This is a genomic window from Halioglobus sp. Uisw_031 (assembly GCF_047729875.1).
Lineage (GTDB): Bacteria > Pseudomonadota > Gammaproteobacteria > Pseudomonadales > Halieaceae > Marimicrobium.
The window spans coordinates 1360659-1379201 of the sequence record NZ_CP159826.1; the positions used below are offsets into that span (position 1 = coordinate 1360659).

General features: G+C 51.3%; 18 protein-coding genes. 6 read left to right on the forward strand and 12 right to left on the reverse strand.

Going from position 1 to position 18543, the window contains the following annotated elements:
* Positions 1–10 precede the first annotated feature (10 nt).
* A complete protein-coding gene (locus ABXT62_RS06285; protein ID WP_415357747.1) occupies positions 11–934 on the forward strand; it encodes an NAD-dependent epimerase/dehydratase family protein in 924 nt (307 codons plus the stop codon).
* A gap of 161 nt (positions 935–1095) precedes the next feature.
* Positions 1096–2001, forward strand: coding sequence for a fatty acid desaturase family protein (locus ABXT62_RS06290; protein ID WP_415357748.1), 906 nt, complete (start codon positions 1096–1098; stop codon positions 1999–2001).
* A gap of 90 nt (positions 2002–2091) precedes the next feature.
* Here the strand turns inward: ABXT62_RS06290 and ABXT62_RS06295 are convergent, their stop codons facing one another.
* On the reverse strand, positions 2092–2598 hold the full coding sequence (locus tag ABXT62_RS06295; RefSeq protein ID WP_415357749.1) for an SRPBCC family protein: 507 nt from the start codon (positions 2596–2598) through the stop codon (positions 2092–2094).
* Positions 2599–2848: 250 nt separating this feature from the next.
* Between ABXT62_RS06295 and ABXT62_RS06300 the strand changes: the two genes are divergently transcribed.
* Together ABXT62_RS06300 and ABXT62_RS06305 are read left to right on the forward strand one after the other, a co-directional pair.
* Complete coding sequence (locus tag ABXT62_RS06300; protein WP_415357750.1) at positions 2849–3673, forward strand: SDR family oxidoreductase; 825 nt, start codon at positions 2849–2851, stop codon at positions 3671–3673.
* 72 nt (positions 3674–3745) lie between these two features.
* Positions 3746–4582: a 23S rRNA (adenine(2030)-N(6))-methyltransferase RlmJ gene (locus tag ABXT62_RS06305; RefSeq protein WP_415357751.1), complete on the forward strand. Its 837-nt coding sequence runs from the start codon at positions 3746–3748 to the stop codon at positions 4580–4582.
* 23 nt (positions 4583–4605) lie between these two features.
* Here ABXT62_RS06305 and ABXT62_RS06310 read toward each other — a convergent pair whose 3' ends face one another.
* From ABXT62_RS06310 to ABXT62_RS06340, 7 genes are all read right to left on the reverse strand, one after another.
* Positions 4606–5628: a glycosyltransferase gene (locus tag ABXT62_RS06310; RefSeq protein WP_415357752.1), complete on the reverse strand. Its 1023-nt coding sequence runs from the start codon at positions 5626–5628 to the stop codon at positions 4606–4608.
* A gap of 129 nt (positions 5629–5757) precedes the next feature.
* On the reverse strand, positions 5758–7557 hold the full coding sequence (locus ABXT62_RS06315; protein ID WP_415357753.1) for an ABCB family ABC transporter ATP-binding protein/permease: 1800 nt from the start codon (positions 7555–7557) through the stop codon (positions 5758–5760).
* Positions 7558–7617: 60 nt separating this feature from the next.
* Positions 7618–7887: a hypothetical protein gene (locus ABXT62_RS06320; RefSeq protein WP_415357754.1), complete on the reverse strand. Its 270-nt coding sequence runs from the start codon at positions 7885–7887 to the stop codon at positions 7618–7620.
* Positions 7880–9028, reverse strand: a complete 1149-nt coding sequence (locus ABXT62_RS06325) for an aromatic ring-hydroxylating oxygenase subunit alpha (protein ID WP_415357755.1) — start codon at positions 9026–9028, stop codon at positions 7880–7882. Before ABXT62_RS06325 ends, ABXT62_RS06320 begins: the two co-directional genes overlap by 8 nt.
* A gap of 31 nt (positions 9029–9059) precedes the next feature.
* Positions 9060–10247: an acyl-CoA dehydrogenase family protein gene (locus ABXT62_RS06330; RefSeq protein WP_415357756.1), complete on the reverse strand. Its 1188-nt coding sequence runs from the start codon at positions 10245–10247 to the stop codon at positions 9060–9062.
* A gap of 18 nt (positions 10248–10265) precedes the next feature.
* Positions 10266–11036: a ThuA domain-containing protein gene (locus ABXT62_RS06335; protein WP_415357757.1), complete on the reverse strand. Its 771-nt coding sequence runs from the start codon at positions 11034–11036 to the stop codon at positions 10266–10268.
* A gap of 1 nt (position 11037) precedes the next feature.
* Positions 11038–11799, reverse strand: a complete 762-nt coding sequence (locus ABXT62_RS06340) for an SDR family NAD(P)-dependent oxidoreductase (RefSeq protein ID WP_415357758.1) — start codon at positions 11797–11799, stop codon at positions 11038–11040.
* A 273-nt stretch (positions 11800–12072) separates the two neighbouring features.
* On the opposite strand from ABXT62_RS06340, the gene ABXT62_RS06345 reads away from it, so the two are divergent.
* Both ABXT62_RS06345 and ABXT62_RS06350 read left to right on the forward strand, forming a co-directional pair.
* A complete protein-coding gene (locus ABXT62_RS06345; RefSeq protein WP_415357759.1) occupies positions 12073–12705 on the forward strand; it encodes a glutathione S-transferase family protein in 633 nt (210 codons plus the stop codon).
* 55 nt (positions 12706–12760) lie between these two features.
* Positions 12761–13792 carry a zinc-binding dehydrogenase gene (locus ABXT62_RS06350; RefSeq protein ID WP_415357760.1) on the forward strand — a complete coding sequence of 344 codons (1032 nt, stop codon included), beginning with the start codon at positions 12761–12763 and terminating at the stop codon, positions 13790–13792.
* 82 nt (positions 13793–13874) lie between these two features.
* Here the strand turns inward: ABXT62_RS06350 and ABXT62_RS06355 are convergent, their stop codons facing one another.
* The 4 genes from ABXT62_RS06355 to ABXT62_RS06370 form a co-directional block, all read right to left on the reverse strand.
* Positions 13875–14741, reverse strand: a complete 867-nt coding sequence (locus tag ABXT62_RS06355; RefSeq protein WP_415357761.1) for an SDR family oxidoreductase — start codon at positions 14739–14741, stop codon at positions 13875–13877.
* A gap of 57 nt (positions 14742–14798) precedes the next feature.
* Positions 14799–15029 (reverse strand): hypothetical protein, encoded by a 231-nt coding sequence (locus tag ABXT62_RS06360; RefSeq protein WP_415357762.1) that lies wholly within the window; start codon positions 15027–15029, stop codon positions 14799–14801.
* Between the two features lie 18 nt (positions 15030–15047).
* The gene (locus ABXT62_RS06365) at positions 15048–15854 is read right to left on the reverse strand and encodes a hypothetical protein (RefSeq protein WP_415357763.1); all 807 of its coding nucleotides are present in this window, start codon (positions 15852–15854) and stop codon (positions 15048–15050) included.
* Between the two features lie 83 nt (positions 15855–15937).
* A complete protein-coding gene (locus ABXT62_RS06370; RefSeq protein WP_415357764.1) occupies positions 15938–18346 on the reverse strand; it encodes a TonB-dependent receptor in 2409 nt (802 codons plus the stop codon).
* Positions 18347–18543 lie beyond the last annotated feature (197 nt).

The following is an 18543-nucleotide window of genomic DNA, read 5'->3' on the forward strand; positions in this document are numbered from 1 at the left end:
GGAAAATGCCATGCCGGTAACCCCTGTCGATCTAACCAACAAGAAAATTCTTATCACTGGCCCGACTGGACAAGTGGCTCTGCCGGTGGTCGAGCATTACGCAAAAATTGCTGATGTCTATGCGCTGGCGCGGTTTCGCAAACCAGAGGATCGTGCGAAGATAGAAATTCTCGGTGCGAAGGTATTGCAGGCAGACCTGGCCGATGCAAGCAGTCTCGATCTCGTTCCCGAAGACTTTGACTATGTGTTAAATTTCGCTGTTGTGAAAAGTGGCGATTTTGAGTATGACCTAGCTGCCAATGCGGAGGGCGTGGGAAACCTCATGGCTCGATGCCGCACAGCAAAAGCGTTCCTTCACTTTTCATCCACAGCCGTCTATGAATATTGCGGTCAGGAACCGCGTGCCGAAAATGCCCCATTAGGCGATAACCACCGCGTCATGTTTCCCACCTACAGTATCTCTAAGATCGCGGCTGAGACGGTGTGCCGCTTTGTTGCGCGCCAACAAAAAATACCCACTACCATAGCTCGCTTGAGTGTGCCTTACGGTGACAACGGCGGTTGGATGTACTTTCATATGTTGATGATGCAGCAGGGGATTGCCATCGACCTACATCCGGATAAGCCCAATTATTACAACCCACTGCACAGCGATGATTACATCGAGAAAATACCCTACCTACTCACAGCGGCAAGTACAGACGTTACGACCGTCAATTTCGGGGGTTCACAAAAGGTCAGTATCGAGGAGTGGTGTGCCTACATCACTGAGCTAACAGGTTTTGAACCGAATTTTCAAGACAACGCCAAAGCGTTTGGCAGTCTGTGTATAGACCTAGAAAAAATGCACGGATTGATTGGAGAAACCAAGGTTGACTGGCGGGAGGGAATTCGCCGCCAGCTCGAGAACCTTGCGCCCGATCTGTTGCGCTGACCCTTTATCGCTGTTGACTGAGGTGTATGTGGCACCTCAACCGCCATTATCACATTGGCCCCGCGTAATAAAACAGCATTATAATCCTTCAATTTCGTTACAGTGCGCAGTATCCTCTATCGGATGCGGGGTGATCGGTACTAGGACGATAGGGGGGTCTCATGAACGTGAGTGATTACGCGTCGCCTGAAGACGTGGCGTATTTTACCACCAGAAGCGACTGGCAAGGCTGGCGTCTGGTACTGGGTAATTGGTTATTTATCGCTGCCATCTTTGCTGTCGTCGCGGCCTGGCCCAACCCCATAACGATAGTATTGGCAGTGATCCTTTTGGCTAGCAGGCAAATGGGCTTGTCTGTGATGATGCATGATTGTGGTCATCGAAGCCTATTTCGTTCTAAGCGCCTCAACGCTGTTGTCGGTCAGTGGCTCTGCGCCCTTCCGGTGATGAGCGATCAGCCCTCATATGCGCGAGGTCACCTAGAGCATCATGCTAAGTCCGGCAGCATCGCTGACCCAGACCTGTCAAACTATCAGGCGTACCCGGTGTCGCGGGCAAGCTTTAAACGCAAGGTTATCCGCGACCTTAGCGGCCAAACTGGCTTCAAGTTGATGTCATCTATCGTTCACGGTGCTGCGGGCGCGCTATCCAAGGAAAAGCGCGCATCGGCACTGCCTTTCGTAAAGCAGTTGCTAGTGCAACTGGTGTTGTTTGCGATCCTGGCGGCCTGCGGTATCGGCTGGACTTTTTTGCTATGGGCGGTGGCCTATATGACGGTATTTATGTTGATTATTCGCATACGTCAGGTTGCTGAGCATGCCGCTGTGCCCGATTTATTCGATCTAGATACCCGTATGAATACTCGCACTGTTGATGCACCCTGGTGGCAGCGCATGATTTTCGCGCCTTGTGGCGTTAACTACCACCTAGAACACCACTTTATGGCCAGTGTGCCCAGCTACAAATTGCGTGAGTTGCGAGAGCATCTGCGCAGTCGCCATGCACTGGATGGCGTTCCGCAGTTTGATGGCTACGGTGCGGTGCTGCGCCAAGCCGTGACTGCCTGACTAATCCCCACGTATAACCACCGTAAGTGCAAAGTGGTCGAATGCGGCTCGGTTTTTGTGCATGAATGAAGGGTAAGCCTAGGGGCCTATCTATTGTTTATGCTGTGCTTTATATATTTTTAGAGTGGCAGGCGTTGTGGGTTCTTCGCGTTCATAATAGAGCTTCATCGAAACTGCGACATCGGCAATAGTCGACTGCACAAATTTTGCCATTCTCGCTCCCAGCCAGTCTCCCACTGCGCCCCACGGCATCTCGTAAATGAGTGTGGTAGAAAGCTCGGTTTGTCCTGATCCGGAATCTGTTAGTGCGTAGCGAAACCATGCATTTTTAAAAGGAGGAGCAGGTTTTTCACCTTTGTGTAGGCGTATCAAAAATCCTTTTCCATCCTGCCATTCCTCCACTGTTTCTTGGATATAGCTACTCTTGTTGCGGTACACGTAACGACTGGCGCCAATACCTTGTAATTGTTCGCTTACGATTTCTGTTTTGACAATGCCAGGGACATAATTATGTGCAAGAGATATGTCTTTGAGCTTCTCCCACGCCGCAAAAAGCGGAATATCGATAAGCACTTTTGCATTTACTTCCTGAGTCATTTGTTTCTCCCTTTGTTACCGGCTGTGGTGTAGCCCACACCGTTGAGACATTTAGGATAGTTTGTTTTCGGAGTCTTTCTCTGCCGATAGCGTTATCGTGCCATTTTTTCATGATTGGGCCTTATCGAGAAAGTATGGAAATGTTACCGTTGTGGAGAGACAATGAAAAGCTCACCTCCGCACCGTCTGATAAAGTCTCTTGCATCAAGTGCAGATTATAAAACATTTTCTAAAGGCATTGGAGCCAGGTATGAGCAAGTTTGAGAATCAATGTGTGGTAGTTACCGGTGGCGCCAGTGGTATCGGAGAAGCGACCGTCCGGGCAATTATAAACGAAGGAGGCAGTGTGCTGATTGCGGACTTACAGGAGGAGCGTGGCCAGGCTCTCGTGTCTGAGTTGGGTTCACGTGCCGCTTTTCACTTCACCGATGTGACGCGAGAGGATGATATCGTAGGCGCCATTGCCTTGGCTCAGAATGAGTTCGGCCCTTTGACCGGCATGGTGAACAATGCCGGCGTTGTCGGTGCCATCGGCTCGATCATGGATACCAGTGCAGAAGACTTTGACCACACGATGGCTATTCTGTCCCGCGCTGTGTTCTTGGGCATCAAGCATGCTGCCAAGGCGATGCAGCCGCAAGGCAGGGGTGCGATTGTGTCTCTGGCAAGTACCGCAGGTGTCGTGGGTGGACTTGGACCGCATGTGTATACGATGGCTAAGCACGGTGTCGTTGGGCTTACCAAGTCCGCTGCCTGTGAGTTGGCCAGAATAGGTATTCGGGTCAATGCGGTGGCGCCTGGCGGCACGGTGACACCGATGACTAGTGCGCTGGGTGATAATAACCCTGAAACGACAGCTAAGTTCATAGCGGATTCCTCACCCCTGGGGTTTGCGTGTATGCCACAGGATATTGCCAATGCCATTCTGTTTTTGCTGAGTGAAGACGCTCGCTATATGACAGGACACACGATGGTCATTGATGCGGGTGAAACAACAGGCGCTGCGCCGCCACCCTTCTTTTCTGTCGATGCGGATATTTTGCTTCACGCCGGAAAGCGCGGCCTCGACCAGTAAGTTAGGTGGCTGGGGCCATACCCCTTGTCCGAGTTGCGACACGATCCCGATTGCCACAAAGGATGTTGATTGATGCTTAGCTATCGCCATGCATTTCACGCGGGTAACCATGCCGACGTCTTGAAACACCTGGTTGAGGTATTGATACTGCAGTATTTGGTGCAAAAGAGAGATAAGCCCTTACGGTATATTGATACCCATGCTGGGCCGGGTGTTGTTGCTTTGCGAACGTCTTTTGCCAGTAAAAATCGAGAGTTTGACTCGGGCATCGCTCGCCTGTGGGGGCGTAGTGACCTGCCGCCGCCATTGGAACATTATGTCAATATGGTGCGCAGCTTTAACCCCTCAAGTGAGCTCTTACATTATCCCGGATCACCGGCTATCGCAGCGAGTATTTTGGGTGCGGCTCATCGCCTGCAATTGTTTGAGTTACATCCCGACGATGTCTCGAGGCTGGACGACTGGGTTGGCCGCGATCGACGTATCAAAGTACAGCAGGCCGATGGATTTTCGGCATTAAAGGCAATTCTTCCGCCTCCGGAAAGGCGCGCACTTGTACTGATCGATCCACCTTATGAGGTAAAGACTGATTACGACACCGCAATTGCTGCCTTGGAGGTCGGCTGTAAAAAGTTTGCGACAGGCGTTTACGCTCTGTGGTACCCGTTGCTGGACCGCGATGATGTGTCGGTCTTTGTAGAAAGATTGAAGATGATGCCGGTAAAATCGCTATTGGTCGAATTCCCGGTGCAGTCTTTGACAGGTGAAGGCATGCGCGGAAGTGGCATGTTCATTGTGAACCCCCCCTGGATATTGCAGCAGCAGCTAGAAAATTGCCTGCCATACTTACAGGCAGTGCTGGCGGAATCCGGCGCGCCGCTGTGGAGCATGCGCAGTCACGGTGAATAAAGATCTCTTCACCCTGTCAGTGATCAGCTCGCGAGCAGCGTCGCCTCAAGCGCCTCGACGAACTGAGTGCGAAAAGCACGGTCATTTTTTTCATACCATGTTCTGGCATTTTGGCCCAATGCTTGCATCGACGATTGGTCCATTTGAATAATCTGTTCTATTTTTCTCTCAAGGTCTTCCGTGTCTACATAATAGTTGACACCCGCTCGCTGCTGGCGTGTCTTGTTGTGTGCGACAAGAATGCCCCGGTCGCGTGTAATCAATTCGTTCATCGGGGGCGCATCCGTAGTAAGAGTAACAGCACCGCAGCTCATGGCTTCGGCAATGCAATGTCCGAACCCTTCTGCTTCAGAGGGGCATAGGTGCACAGAGTAGGTGTTTTGTAGCCGCCGCAGGCTGTCATTATCCAGACACTCAAGCACATGTTTTATGTTTGGTGCGTGAATTAATTTAACCCTCGACTGACTATAGGTTTTTGGGCTCTGTACCACGGTTAAAAGCGGCCATTCAGGGTGTCGCAGCCACAAGTCAGTCAGAGGCTTAGTACCTTTTTGCCAGCTGCGGCCCGCTAAATGCAGGAATCCGACCTGCTTTTCTCCAGAGGATATCGTATCGAGGCGGTCGTCACTGGTGAAACTGATAAAACGCGTTGGGCGCCCTAAGACTTCAAATGCGCTCTGCCCACTTTGGGTTTTGCAAAAAACGCTATCGATTCTTTCTAGATGCCGATATTGCGATTTTCTAAACCATTCTGGGTTGGGAATAAAGGTATTGATACTGGCGTACCTGAAAAAACCGGGACTAATATCCTCTAGAAATAAATTGATATCATACGGCGCAGCAGCGAGGGTTTTAGGATGCAGCCACCGCTGTCGAAATCCGTGAGCGCGATGAGAAATTCGATGACGCCGAATCTTTGCCCTATGATAAGGGGAGCCATTAAGAGTCACCTCGAAGCGATCTGTCGGCAAAGCAGCAATAATGATATCGACATCATGGCTGAGTCCGCCACCATTATGCCAAGCGACTATATTGAGGCGTATCATAAATTATTAGTCATTGGGCGCAGCCTGCTTCGATAACTTTTTGAGATGTTCAAATTTATGCAACTCATTGTCAAGTCTCGATACAGATATTCGACTGTGCTGCTGACGGCAGTCATTTGCAGCACGATATTAGCTGTCGCTTGCTTGGTGGCTCTGCTCTTTCTGTTGAGCAAACCACAAATCGGCATAGTAACCACGCTGTTCGAGTAGTGCCTCATGTGAACCCTGTTCCACAATGCGGCCATGATCCAGTACAACGATTTTGTCCGCATCAATAATAGTGGACAGCCTGTGTGCGATTACCAAGCTTGTATGTCCCTCAGCGACTTCTCGCAATGCTGTTAGAATAGCCTGTTCCGACTTGCTGTCGAGTGATGAGGTCGCTTCATCAAAGACCAATACCGGCGAGCGTTTGAGGATTGTTCGCGCTATTGCCACCCGCTGTTTTTCACCGCCTGACAGCTTCAAGCCTCGTTCACCGACTCTGGTCTGGTGTCCCTCCGGCAGCTGGCTGATAAAATGATCGAGGTGCGCGAGATAAATGGCATTAGACACTTCTGCATCGCTTGCCTCGGGACAGCCATAGCGGACGTTCTCAAAAACGCTGTCATTGAATAAGACAGTATCTTGAGGAACGATACCGATAGCTTGGCGTAGAGAATTTTTGGTGACATGACTAATATCCGTGCCACCTATTGTAATGTTGCCCTCGTCAAGATCATAAAATCGAAACAAAAGTTTCACCAATGTGGACTTTCCGGCACCACTGGCACCGACTACGGCTACTTTTTGACCTGCTCCAATAGTGAATGACACGTTGTTCAAGATTTTTCTGTCAGGTCGGTAGGAAAACGAAACATCAGTGAACTCAATGTCCCAAGCCGCCGGTTGCAACGTTTTTGCTTCGAGGCGGTCGTCGACGCTGGTCGTGATCTCCAGAAGCTGCAACATTTTTTCAATATTGGCCATCGACCCCTTGATCTCTCGATAGACAAATCCTAGAAAATTAAGCGGCAGGAAAAGCTGGATCATAAAGGCGTTAATCAGCACAAAATCGCCTAGTGTCATAGTGCCGGCTGCAACACGCGAGGTGGCCAGCCACATCATCGCAGTCATAGCGACTGCAATAATCAGCGCTTGACCTCCATTGAGGGAGAATAGCGACAAGCGGTTTTTGCGCCTAGCGGACTCCCACTTTTCGAGTTCATAGTCGTAACGCTGCACCTCAAATTCTTCGTTGGTAAAATATTTTACCGTTTCAAAATTGAGCAGGCTGTCGACAGCACGGTTGTTGCTAGCAGAGTCGGCAATATTGGCTTCACGCACAAATTTGGTGCGCCATTCCGTCGCTGCTACCGAAAACCACACATACGCTAACACTGCACTGAGCGTGATCATGGCGAAACCCCAACCATAGTTGTAGAGTAGGATGCCCACGACCATAAAAATTTCGATAAATGTTGGCACAATATTGAAGACAAAAAAGCGCATGAGAAAGCTGATGCCGGTGGTGCCGCGTTCAATGTCGCGTGACAGACCACCGGTGCGACGGTTGAGGTGGAAGTCGAGATCAAGATTATGCAGATGCCTGAATACTTTGATGCCAATTTTCCGCATTGCCCGTTCGGTAACGTACCCAAAAACGGTATCGCGAAGCTCCCCAAACAGGACATTAGCAAAGCGCGCAAGGCCGTAGGCTAATACGAGCGCTATTGGGGCCGCGATGAGTTGCGTTTTCTCGGAGTCTAGGGCGTCAACGATATACTTGAGGATGAACGGGCCAACCACATTGCCGAGCTTGGCGAGAATTAAGCAGCCGAGGGCCAATAGCACTCGATTGCGATATTCCATCAGATAGGGCCAAATTATCCGGATGATGTGCCAGTTAATTTTTTGGTTCGGTTCGTCTTCGTAGTTACCGTGATTCATAGTAGTGGTTACTTGCGTCGTCTGTTTCGCCTATCCTACACTACGCCACCCTGCCGGCCACTACGTCTTTATAATCGGCGCTCCAATCATTTTTTGATAAGTGTCAAAATAGACGTCATCAAAAGCCTCGTCACCGTGTGCGTCCAATAAATAATTGGACATTGATTTTTCAATGATCAATGAGAGAGTGATGCTGGACCCGATTGAAGAACCGCTGGACTGTAATCTTTCTTTCCTCGGCTTCATATAGCTTTGATCTGCTGCTTTCGTTCCGCCGGGGATGCTGTGCACAGCAGCATTTTCAGGCGTGGTAGACAAGGTTTTAGCCAAGCACGTCATGTAATTGGCGATGCATATTTTGGACGCCGGGTTCGTTGCGCCCAATCAGTACTTTACGCTCTATGCCCGCTTTCAGGCCCCGATTGATCTTGTCGACCAGTGAGTAATCTTCGGCGACGGCAACATCATTAATCATCTGGAAATAGTCTTCGTAGTGCTGTCGTTCCTCGGGCGTTGCCGGTTCTTTGGGTAGGAACATACTGTGATACACCACTGACCGGTCTGGCGTGATGGGGTAGACGCGCCAGGTCTGGAAGTGGTCTTCAACAACGAAAATGACGGTGTTGGGAAAAATGAAGTTGACGTAAGAACTGTAGTTTCTAGGTTCCCACTCATTCTCTGGAATACTCTTGAGTTCGTTGATGCTGAGGGCCGGGGATCCCATTGAATGGTTGCGCCCGTACTGTCGGTAGGTTGCGGTATTGCTATAGACCATCGTGGCAATGGACTCTGCATGCAGAAATTCAAAGTGATAATACTCATGGAAGGTATCCATGTTCAGTTTCCAGCTAAAATCGGTGAACACTTGCTTGGCGCCTAAATAGTAGTGATCCTCAAAGCCAAAGCCCGCGAGGCGCTCTTGAATACCTCCCAGTACTTCGTCGATGTCAAAAGTTTTTTCCGGGTCAGGCATGACAAAAATCATGCCGTATTTTTCCTGAACGTCTAATGGTTTGAGGCCTAGTGCATCACGGTCGATGCCACCAAAGCCTTCATTGCCAAACGGCACTCCCACCAGTTGACCTTCCAAGTCATAGGTCCAGCCGTGGTAGGGGCAGGAAAATAGCCGACTTTTTTTAGCCGTTCCATGTGCGCACTCGTTCAATGGGGCCCCGCGGTGTGAACAAATATTTACGAACGCTTTGAGGCCTCCGTCTTGCTGTCGCACGATGAGAATCGGAATGCCGGTATCGTCAAAGGCGAAATAATCGCCCGTAGCAGGCACCACACAACTGGGTCCAACAAACTGAGGATAGTGTCGAAACAACTCGATTTTTTCACGTTCAAACTGTTGCGGGTCGGTGTACTCGTTGACGTCGATTTCCATAACGCTATCGGCCAGCGTTGTGGTTTTATCGGCCACTAAACCCATCAGGACTTTAATTTCATCAACCAGTTGCTGGCGTTGCATTGAAAATCTCCCGAGCACTTTTGCAGTGTTGTTACAGTCCCAGCACCATTTTGGCGATGATATTGCGCTGAATCTCCTGGGAGCCGCCAAAGATGGATGCAGCGCGATTGTTGAGATACCGCGGCACTATCGAACTAACGTAATCTGCTCTGACTGGATTACCGCCTGCGATCGGATTCATGATGAAGCTGTTGTAGCCGAGGACATCGACTGATAACTCGTTAATCTCCTGCTCCAGCCGGGTGGCTGACAACTTCATAATGGAGGATTCCGGCCCGGGGTTACCACCATCACTGACCGAGGAAAGGATGCGCAATTCAGTGATTTCCAAGGCTTTGAGATCGATTTCTAGGCGCGCGAGCTTACGGGCCATGGTTCCTTCGCTGTCAAATGCAGCATTGCAATTTTTTGCATCCTTAATGAGGCCGCACAGATGGTCCAGTTCGTGTCGGATGCGATGTGCGTTGAAGCCACCACCGCGTTCAAACTCCAACAGATATTTTGCGTAGCTCCAGCCCTGGTTCTCCTCGCCGATACGGTTCGCCATTGGCACTCGGACGTTGTCGAAGAACACCTGGTTGACTTCATGATCCCCCGCCATCGTAATGATGGGTTCAACGACAACACCGGGTGCTGCCATGTCGATAAGGAGGAAGCTAATTCCAGCCTGAGGCTTGCCGCTATTATCTGTGCGCACCAGGCAGAAAATGTGGTCGGCGAGGTGGGCGTGGGTGGTCCAGATTTTTGAGCCATTAACAATGTAGTGATCGCCGTCGGATTCAGCTTTGAGTTTTAGACTGGCAAGATCGGAGCCAGAACCGGGCTCTGAGTAGCCCTGACACCAGTAATGTTCACCGCTCAGGATTTTCGGCAGGTATTCGGCTTTCTGCTCGTCTGTTCCGAACGCCATGATGACCGGTGCCAGCATCAGAAGTCCCAGAGGAATGAGCATGGGTGCCCCGGCGTGGTAGCATTCTTTACTGAAAATATATTTCTGGGTAGGCGTCCAGTCACTGCCCCCGTGTTCCACCGGCCACTGCGGGACGGCCCAGCCCTTTTTCACCAGAATATCTTGCCACTGAAGGGCGATATCTTTCTCGACAAATACACTGCCATTATTCGCAGTGCCTTCGATAATATGCTTTGGCAGTTTCTCCGCCAGAAACTGGCGAACCTCACCTTGGAATTGCAGTTCTTCGTCGCTAAAGTTTAGGTTCATGGTTTTAATCCGGTAAGACTACTGTATGGGGTCCATCGCCCACAGGATGCCACGGCGCAACAACTCATAGAATTCCTGCGTTTTCCAGGCGCCTTCTTCAGGCACTGGGTACTCCTCAATATAGGGTTGCATGTCGTATTTCCCGCGACAGTGTCCTAACGTTAGATACAGAACCTGGCCGGTTCCGTAGGGGTGGATATACAAAACAGGCTGCACATCAGTGTCTTTCATCCAGTCGTCCCGAATAAAATTCTCTACGGGATCTGACCAGTGCGTATGCAGCAATGTCTGGTGCTCACCGTGAAATTTGCACAGATAGAGTTCATCGTCCACTTTGAAACTGGGAATGCCTTGCACCAACGGATGATCTGGTTCCGTGACGTGGACCTCGTACTCATGAATGGGGGGGTGCGACATGAATTGGCTACCCAGTACTTCCATGAAGGACATGTTGTCTTCTGGACAGTCCACGCGAGGCGTACCGTCAGCAGCAGGCTCCAAAAACTGCAGAATGGAGTTTGTGCCGTGCAGAGCGAACCATTTTTTACCGTTGTTGACGTAATTTGTGAGGCAGCGGGTTTCGTCTTCCGTGGGAATGATGTCGCAGGTGTAGGTGATCAGGACATCACTGGCGCAGATGGCCTCGATGTCACTGAAGTCAGATCCCACCAAGACCTTGATACGAGGTTGCTCCGCGAGCAACTTCAGTATCTCAAGCCGTGCATGGTCAATATTGTGATACTTCCCGCCTGCAACAAGATAGACGTCAACGCGATCGCTCTTGCTCATTTTATAACTGCACGCGCTTGGTAAAGCCACCGTCTGCTACCAAGTTTACGCCGGTGATTAGGCTCGCAGCTGGACTGGCCAGAAAGGCCACGGCGTTGGCTATTTCTTCTGCAGAGCCCATGCGGCCCTGAGGGATTTGCGCCAGTGTGCTGTCGTACAGCTCGGCCATATTGTTCTTGATATATTCCCATGCACCGCCTTCTATATAGATCGGGCCGGGCGAGACGCAGTTGACGCGAATTCCGCTAGGTGCCAGAGCTTGACTTAGCTGTTTGGCGTGGATGATGAGTGCGCCCTTAATGGCGTTGTAGGGTTGCGGCCCCATAAATGTTTCCACACCGGCGGTGCTGGAAATAACGACGATGGCTGCAGCAGAAGATTTCTCGAGAAAGGGCGTGGCCGCCTCGACGCCGCGAGTTGTGCCAAGAAGGTCAACGTTGAAATTGTTCTGCCAACCCTCTTCACTCATATTGCCACCGCCTGCGCTGACATTGGGTACAAAGATATCAATGCCGCCCAACTGCGTGCCCATCTCTGCAATCCAGTGCTTATAGGCTTCGCCGTCAGCCACATCAATAGCAGAGCCTACGACTTTGACGCCTTTAGCGCTGAGCTCGGCGATAGCAGTATCAACGTCAGCTTGCTGGCGTGCGCAAATTGCTAGGTCAACGCCTTCATCGGCAAGCAGATTGGCAATGGCACGACCAATGCCGCGGGTTGAACCGGTGATGACAGCTTTTTTTCCAGACAGTCCGAGATCCATGTGTGTCTCCTGAGATGATTATTGTGTTTTTGTTTATTCGATAGAGGCGCGGGGAAGTGCCTTTCAACAGGCAATGCCCCTAGTCGGCAACGAGTGTTCAAAGGGCACGTTAGCAAACCTATTTATAAAAAACAATCAGATTTGACTGTTTATTTTGTATCCGATAATGTATGCGTCAAGATAGCGAAAAGACGCTGTCAATGTGCTCATTTCTTTGCTGAAGGATGAACCCGTTGGCGACCAGATTCATCGCTATATCACAAGGAGAAAATAATGAAACTTTATACGTCTATAGGTCCCAATCCTCGCGTCGTGGCAATGTTTATCGCTGAACGCGGCATAGATTTGCCGGTTCAGGAGGTGGACATCATGGCGGGTGAAAATCTTGGCGATGATTTCAGGAAACTCAACCCATCAGCCCAGTCACCCTGTTTGCAGCTCGATGATGGCAGTGTCATAGCGGAAGTGACGGTGATATGCAGTTACCTCGATGAAGTGACGGACGGCCCATCGTTGATCGGTGCCACGTCGGAAGAGCGGGCAGAAACGCGGATGTGGAATCGACGATTTGATACGCGCATCCTTGAGCCTATGACGCTGGCGTTTCGCAGTGCAGAGGCAATAGGACTATTTAAAGATCGATATCGAGTCATTCCCCACGCGGCAGACGATCTGAAAGCCACCGTACAGGATTCCTGGGCCTGGCTGGAGCCACAAATGGCGGGCAAGACATTCGTGTGCGGCGACCGATTCACCTTGGCCGATATACAACTGTTTGCCTTTGCAGATTTCGGTGCCCTAATTGGCCAGGGAATTCCTGAGTCATTATCCAACCTGCAGGCCTGGTTCAAGCGTGTTACCGAGCGTCCCAGTGTTGTCGCCAGCGTGCACCCGTCAGAAGCATAGCAGCCTAGATACAGTCATATACACCACCTGTAATCCTCAACCAATGAGATAGCGTATGAAAGCGGCAGTGTTCAAGGAAGTCGGTCAGCCCCTAGCACTGGAGTCGGTAGCCGACCCCGTGCCGGAGCCTTTTGAACTGGTGATGAAAGTCAGTTTCTGTGGTATCTGCGGTACTGATTTACACGCGACCCGGGAGGGGTTAACGACCGCCTGCTGTGGCCAGATTCTGGGTCATGAATATGTCGGCGAGATTGTCGAGGTGGGTAAAGAAGCAGACGGCAACTGGAAGGTAGGGGACCGCGTTTGCGCGATGCCCTTTATCGGCTGTGGGCGCTGCCTGCCCTGTGCTGCTGGACGTTTCTTTGAGTGTGCCAATAAGAAAGTGTCTGGAGTTGATGACCCAGGGGGCTTTGCCGAATTTGTCACCACGGGTTCACGTGAAACCATTTTACTGCCAGAGGATCTAGACCTGCAAAGCGCGGCGTTGGTCGAACCTCTGGCGGTAGGGATTCACGCCGTGCGGATAGCCGATGTCAAGGCGGGTAGTCGGGTGATGGTGATCGGCGCCGGACCCATCGGTCTGGCAGTAGCATTGTGGTGTCGCTTTTTCGGTGCGAGGGAAGTGATCGTCAGCGAAGTGACCAAAACCCGCGCTGCGCTGGCGAAGACGATGGGAGCCACTGCTGTGATTCACCCTGATTTAGACAGCGGAGCTGAGGGTCTGTTGCAACAATTCTCGGATATAGCGGGCGGCGCACCAGATGTGATTTTTGAATGTGTCGGTGCCCCGGGTTTGCTACAGCAGTGCATCGAGATGGCACCCCATCACGGTAAGATTATTCCGGTGGGCGTGTGTGAGCAGCCAGATGCCATTATCCCTTTCTTTGGTTTGGTGAAGGAACTGCGCATACAGTTTGCCATCGCCTATACACGTGATGATTTTGATACGTGTGTGGCGATGCTTGGCGAACGACGCATTGACGTTTCACCTATGGTGACGGACATCGTTTCCTTGGATGAACTGCCCGATGCCTTTGAGGCATTGCGCACGCCGAGTCATCAATGCAAGGTTTTAACCAGGATGTAGCTTTTGGGTCGGACTGTGTCGCCGGCCCAGATGGGAGAAGACCTCCTTCGCTCAAAAAGGCACGTCGTTCGCGTAAAAGTGACTAGTCCCGATAATAATCCACGCCGACCAACTCCAACCATCGATCACTGAAGGCCTCGCCCTGCAAACAGTTGGCTTCTATCCAGTCATCATCTGATACCTTGGCGCGAGCAGCAACACTTTCTAAGGCGTCGGGTCCAACCGGGTAGCGGAAGTGCGGCTTGTCCGATTCGATGGCGTGCTCGATCGCGCTGGCCACGTCAGTGGGCATGGCCGGGCGGCGCAGACCGAACTCAAAAAAACGTCCCAGCCGTTGCAGAGATTTGAGGTAGGGTGAAGGTTCTGTCGGCAACGATCCCTTGCCCCAGATGGGCGTTAGGACGCAGCCTGGCTCGATGATGGCCACCTTCACATTGAATTCGGCCATTTCCTGCGCCAGTGCCTCGCTGAGACCTTCCATCGCCCACTTGGATGCAGAGTAGTGAGCGTGACAGCCCATAACAACACGGCCGGCAAGTGAGCCGACGGTGACAATCCTGCCAGATTTTTGCTGGCGCATGATGGGCGTCACAGCGCGCAATACATTGACGTTACCGAAGTAGTTGGTCTCGAAAATTTCGCGGACTTCGTGCATTGGTGTCTCTTCCACGGCGCGGCCACCGCCGATGCCGGCGTTGTTGACCAGCGCATCGATACGGCCACTGCGAGCCATAATCTCTGCCACGGCGGTCACAATAGAGTCGGGGTCGACAAGGTCCAGCGTGATAACGCTAACAGGCAAATCCTCTGCTGCAATTAAGGCTTTTAATTCTGTGGCAGTCTCAGGGCTGCGGACTGCGGCGTAGACATCGTGGCCTTTGCGCGCCATATGCAGCGCCGTTTCTTGACCAATGCCGGTGCTACTTCCTGTCACTAGGATAACGGACATGAAATTCTCCTCAAATTGTAGTGTGGACTAGGTTGTGATGTGCCGCGCTGCGCTATGTTACTGCTGGTGATCTAGCGGGGCTGGGGCGTGCTGTGCGGATGCACCGATACTGTCATCCTGCCGTTGTTTGACATCGATGCGATATTCACAGGTCACACAGCGCCGCATACCTTCACGCATGCTATCGTTTTGTTGCTGCAGTTTATCCAGCTCAGTGCGCAGCGTATTGATTTCCTGCCGATGCTGCCACAGACGCTTTCGTGCGAAGAATATCTCCAACAGGTTCATTGGGACAATCCTCGTTGGCTAATTTGGCTGCCAGCTCATTCTGACGGTACAGGACGTCTCGGGTAGGTGCGGGTCGAATTCCATTTTCAGGCCGCCACTGGCACCGTTGAACAGCGCTTCAAAGGGACCTTTACAGATATTAAGGCAGCCTTCTTCAGGAAGTGAGCTTGGATTCGGTAGGCGATCTTGAGGGCCGCAGGTATGCCAGCCACAATCGGGAATTTCCATTACCGTAAGGCCGTTAGCCGGATCAAATTCAGTGATCGTTGCTGGACCCGTCAACCAGTGGGCCGGATTAAAGGTTTCAAACAGGAAGGTGCTCCAGCGGCCAGGTTTGGTGGGGCTGCCGTCTTTCGATAGTTTAGTCTTCTTGTTTTTATTTTTATCCGACATGCTGTTCATCATTTTGAGGAAGTCGCCAGAGTTCTCATGAGATAGCGCAACTGACGTGCCGATGACAATTTCTTCATATTGTTTCTGGCTGAAGTGTTTGCGCAGTTCCAGCAATGCCCACTCAACTTCGCGCACAAAGTTGCCGTAGCGCTTGCGCCATTTTTCTCGTGGGGAGTCGAAGCGATGAATGACCTCCCTGCGCGACTTGATCTGCTCGTAATCACGGTCCACCTGTTCCTGGTCGCCAGACAGTCGCAAAATCGGTACAAAGGTATGGCTGATGATAGGCATGGCCTTTTTTACCAGCATAGAGTTAGACATCCACATGTCGATCCAGGCTTGGGGTCCCCAGTTATAATAGAAACCCATTTTCTGTGGGGGCGGGACACGGCCTGAACCGCCATCGGTGGAGATTACGTTTTCATCAGACATTCGATTTACCCCCTTTTGTAAAGGCTCGGCCTCTGCCGACCTTAAGTCGGGTATAAAGACTTTGAGTCTGGTTAGTCACTGTACTAGTACATAAGGCGCACAGTGACACCGTAAATTGCGCCGGGTGCCGTGACGCCGGCGTAGCCGCCAAGCACGGGAACGTCTAGCCCGGCAACATAGTACTCTTCATCCAGTATGTTGCGGCCCCAAATGGCAGCGTTCCAGGTTTGTTCAGCATTCGATAGTGTGAAGCGCAGATTGACCAGGTTGACCGCATCATTTTCGAGGTTTGGGTCAAGATCCTGATCGAGATAAAAACTGGACGTATAGTTGTATTCTAACCGGGCAGTGCCGACCAGTTCTGCCGCCAGGTCGTGCTCATATTGGACGTAAGAACTCACTGTCCATTCGGGTACGTTATCCAGCGCTTCTCCGGCAAGGTCTTGAAGACACAGTGATGATATCCCCGGGGCTCCGGTTTGTGCGCCATCGACGACGTAATAGTTATTGAATGCCTGCGCGACGGTGCATTGTCCATTGTCGAAGTCTTTGTACTCTGCCTTGTTATAGCCTACCGCTGAGCCAATCACTACATCAGCTGCTGGGACATAGACCAGATCCAGTTCCATCCCGTAACTTTCCATTGAGCCTGCGTTGGTCACACTAATGCTGGAGCCGTCGAAGGCTTGTGCCTGGAAGTCATCGTAACGGATGTAGTAGAACGTGCCGTTCAGCTGCAGACGTCTGTCTTGGCTGGAACCTTTCCAGCCAATCTCATAGTTAGTTGCCGTCTCTTCATCGAATTCGCCATTTTTTCCCTCTAATTCTCGGCGCTGGTTAAACCCCCCAGATTTGAAACCTCTGCTGATACTGGCATAGGTCATGATCTCTGGGGTATAGAAATAGCGCGCTATCACTGTCGGCGATATATTGTCGTCATTGCGACTGTCATCGGAGTACACGTCAGGGCCAGCGACAGGCGGAATGTCAAGAATTGACGCTGGCGAAGTGATCTGTGAGCCTTTTCGGTCTTTGCGTTCATAGGTATAACGCAGGCCGAGTGTGGCACTGAATTCGTCTGTGATGTTCCAGACTGCCTGGCCGAATGCAGCGTAGCTGGTGGTTTTGTAGTTGTTGTCGTCGGTATTGAGTGTGCCGTCAGGGAATAGTGCAACGATGCCGATGTTGCTCACGAGGGCAACGGACTGGGTGAACGTGCCGACCGATTCCATCTGTGAGTAGAAGGCATAAAGCCCCGCCTGATAGTCGATAGTTTCGCCACCCGGTGAGGTAATCCGGAACTCCGATGAATACTGATTAAAATTAATATCGGTTGAGCCCCCCACGGCTTCATATGCCGTAAAGTCCCCGTCATAGGCGCTGTCGGATTCGTAATGCCGCCAAGCGTTGATAAACGTTAAGGTATCTTCACTGGCAAGCTCCTTGTTCCACTCCAGCGCCGCGCCTCCCACTATCACTTTGTTGTAGATTTCAGTATCAATCCAGTAATCGTCACTGAAGGGATCTGCATCAGGGGGGGAGAAGCCTTCCGAGTCTTCAAAAGAGACCCATTGCAAAATGGGGTTTCCCTGCGCGTTCAGGCCAAGCTCTTCTGACAACTGTGCCGAGGGCGTATTGGTTGTTGGGGCGTTAAGCGTAGACAGACCCTCATAGTCTATAATAGCGAGACCGCAGCAATTAGTGTCTTCCTTCATATAATCAAAGGTAAACAAAAACTCACCAAAGCCATCGCCTTCTGATTTTGCGCCTGTGTCGAACAACGTGCGCGCTTTGAGCCCCCACTTATTTGCGTCGTTCAGGCCTTGTCCCGTGTAAGTGCTTTCATAAAGATGATCGCCATTGACGGCAAAGCCTGTCAGGCGCATAGCGTTGCCTGTATCACCAAAGGGGACGTTGACCATGGCGTGCACTTCGGCGCGTTGATCCGTGTTGTAGGTTAATTGGATTTCGGACTCCAATGCGTCGGGAGAGGGCGCCTTGGTGATAATGCTGATAGCGCCTGCCGCTGTATTTTTTCCATACAGGGTGCCCTGTGGCCCACGCAGAATCTCCACGCGTTCGATATCGATAAGGTCTCCGATGCTCATGCCCGCACGGCCCTGATAAACGCCATCGATAAATAGCCCGACACTAGGATCAATGCCTACATTCGTGCCGACTGAACCGATGCCCCGAATCCGAATAGAGGTGGAGTTCGAGTCTGTTCCTTCGGTTATCTTGAGGCTGGGCGTATATTGCTCTAGCCCGGCAAGGTTGGTGACGCCCGAGTCTTTGAAAAACTGCCCGGTAAACGCCGTCACCGACATGGGGACCTCTTGTATGCTCTGTTGCCGGCGATTTGCAGTCACAATCACCTCTTCAAGTGCCAGAGGGTCGGGTCCATTGGGATCGACTTCTGCGGTGGCATAAACAGCCGTGAGAGCTAGAGAGGGCAGCAGTAAAAGGCCGGAAATAAGTCGACGATTAGTCATAAGTCACCAGTAGAACCTTATTTTTATTCAACCCAGAGCGCGTTAATGAGCCACTTGGGACGAGCATGGCACCTGCAACGCAGGCGGTGATAACTGAATAATGAGCCTAACAAATCGTCAGATTAAAAACAAACAATATTGACTGTTTATAATTTTGGGGCTACGGTAAGCATTCTTAACACCAATCTGAAAATGAG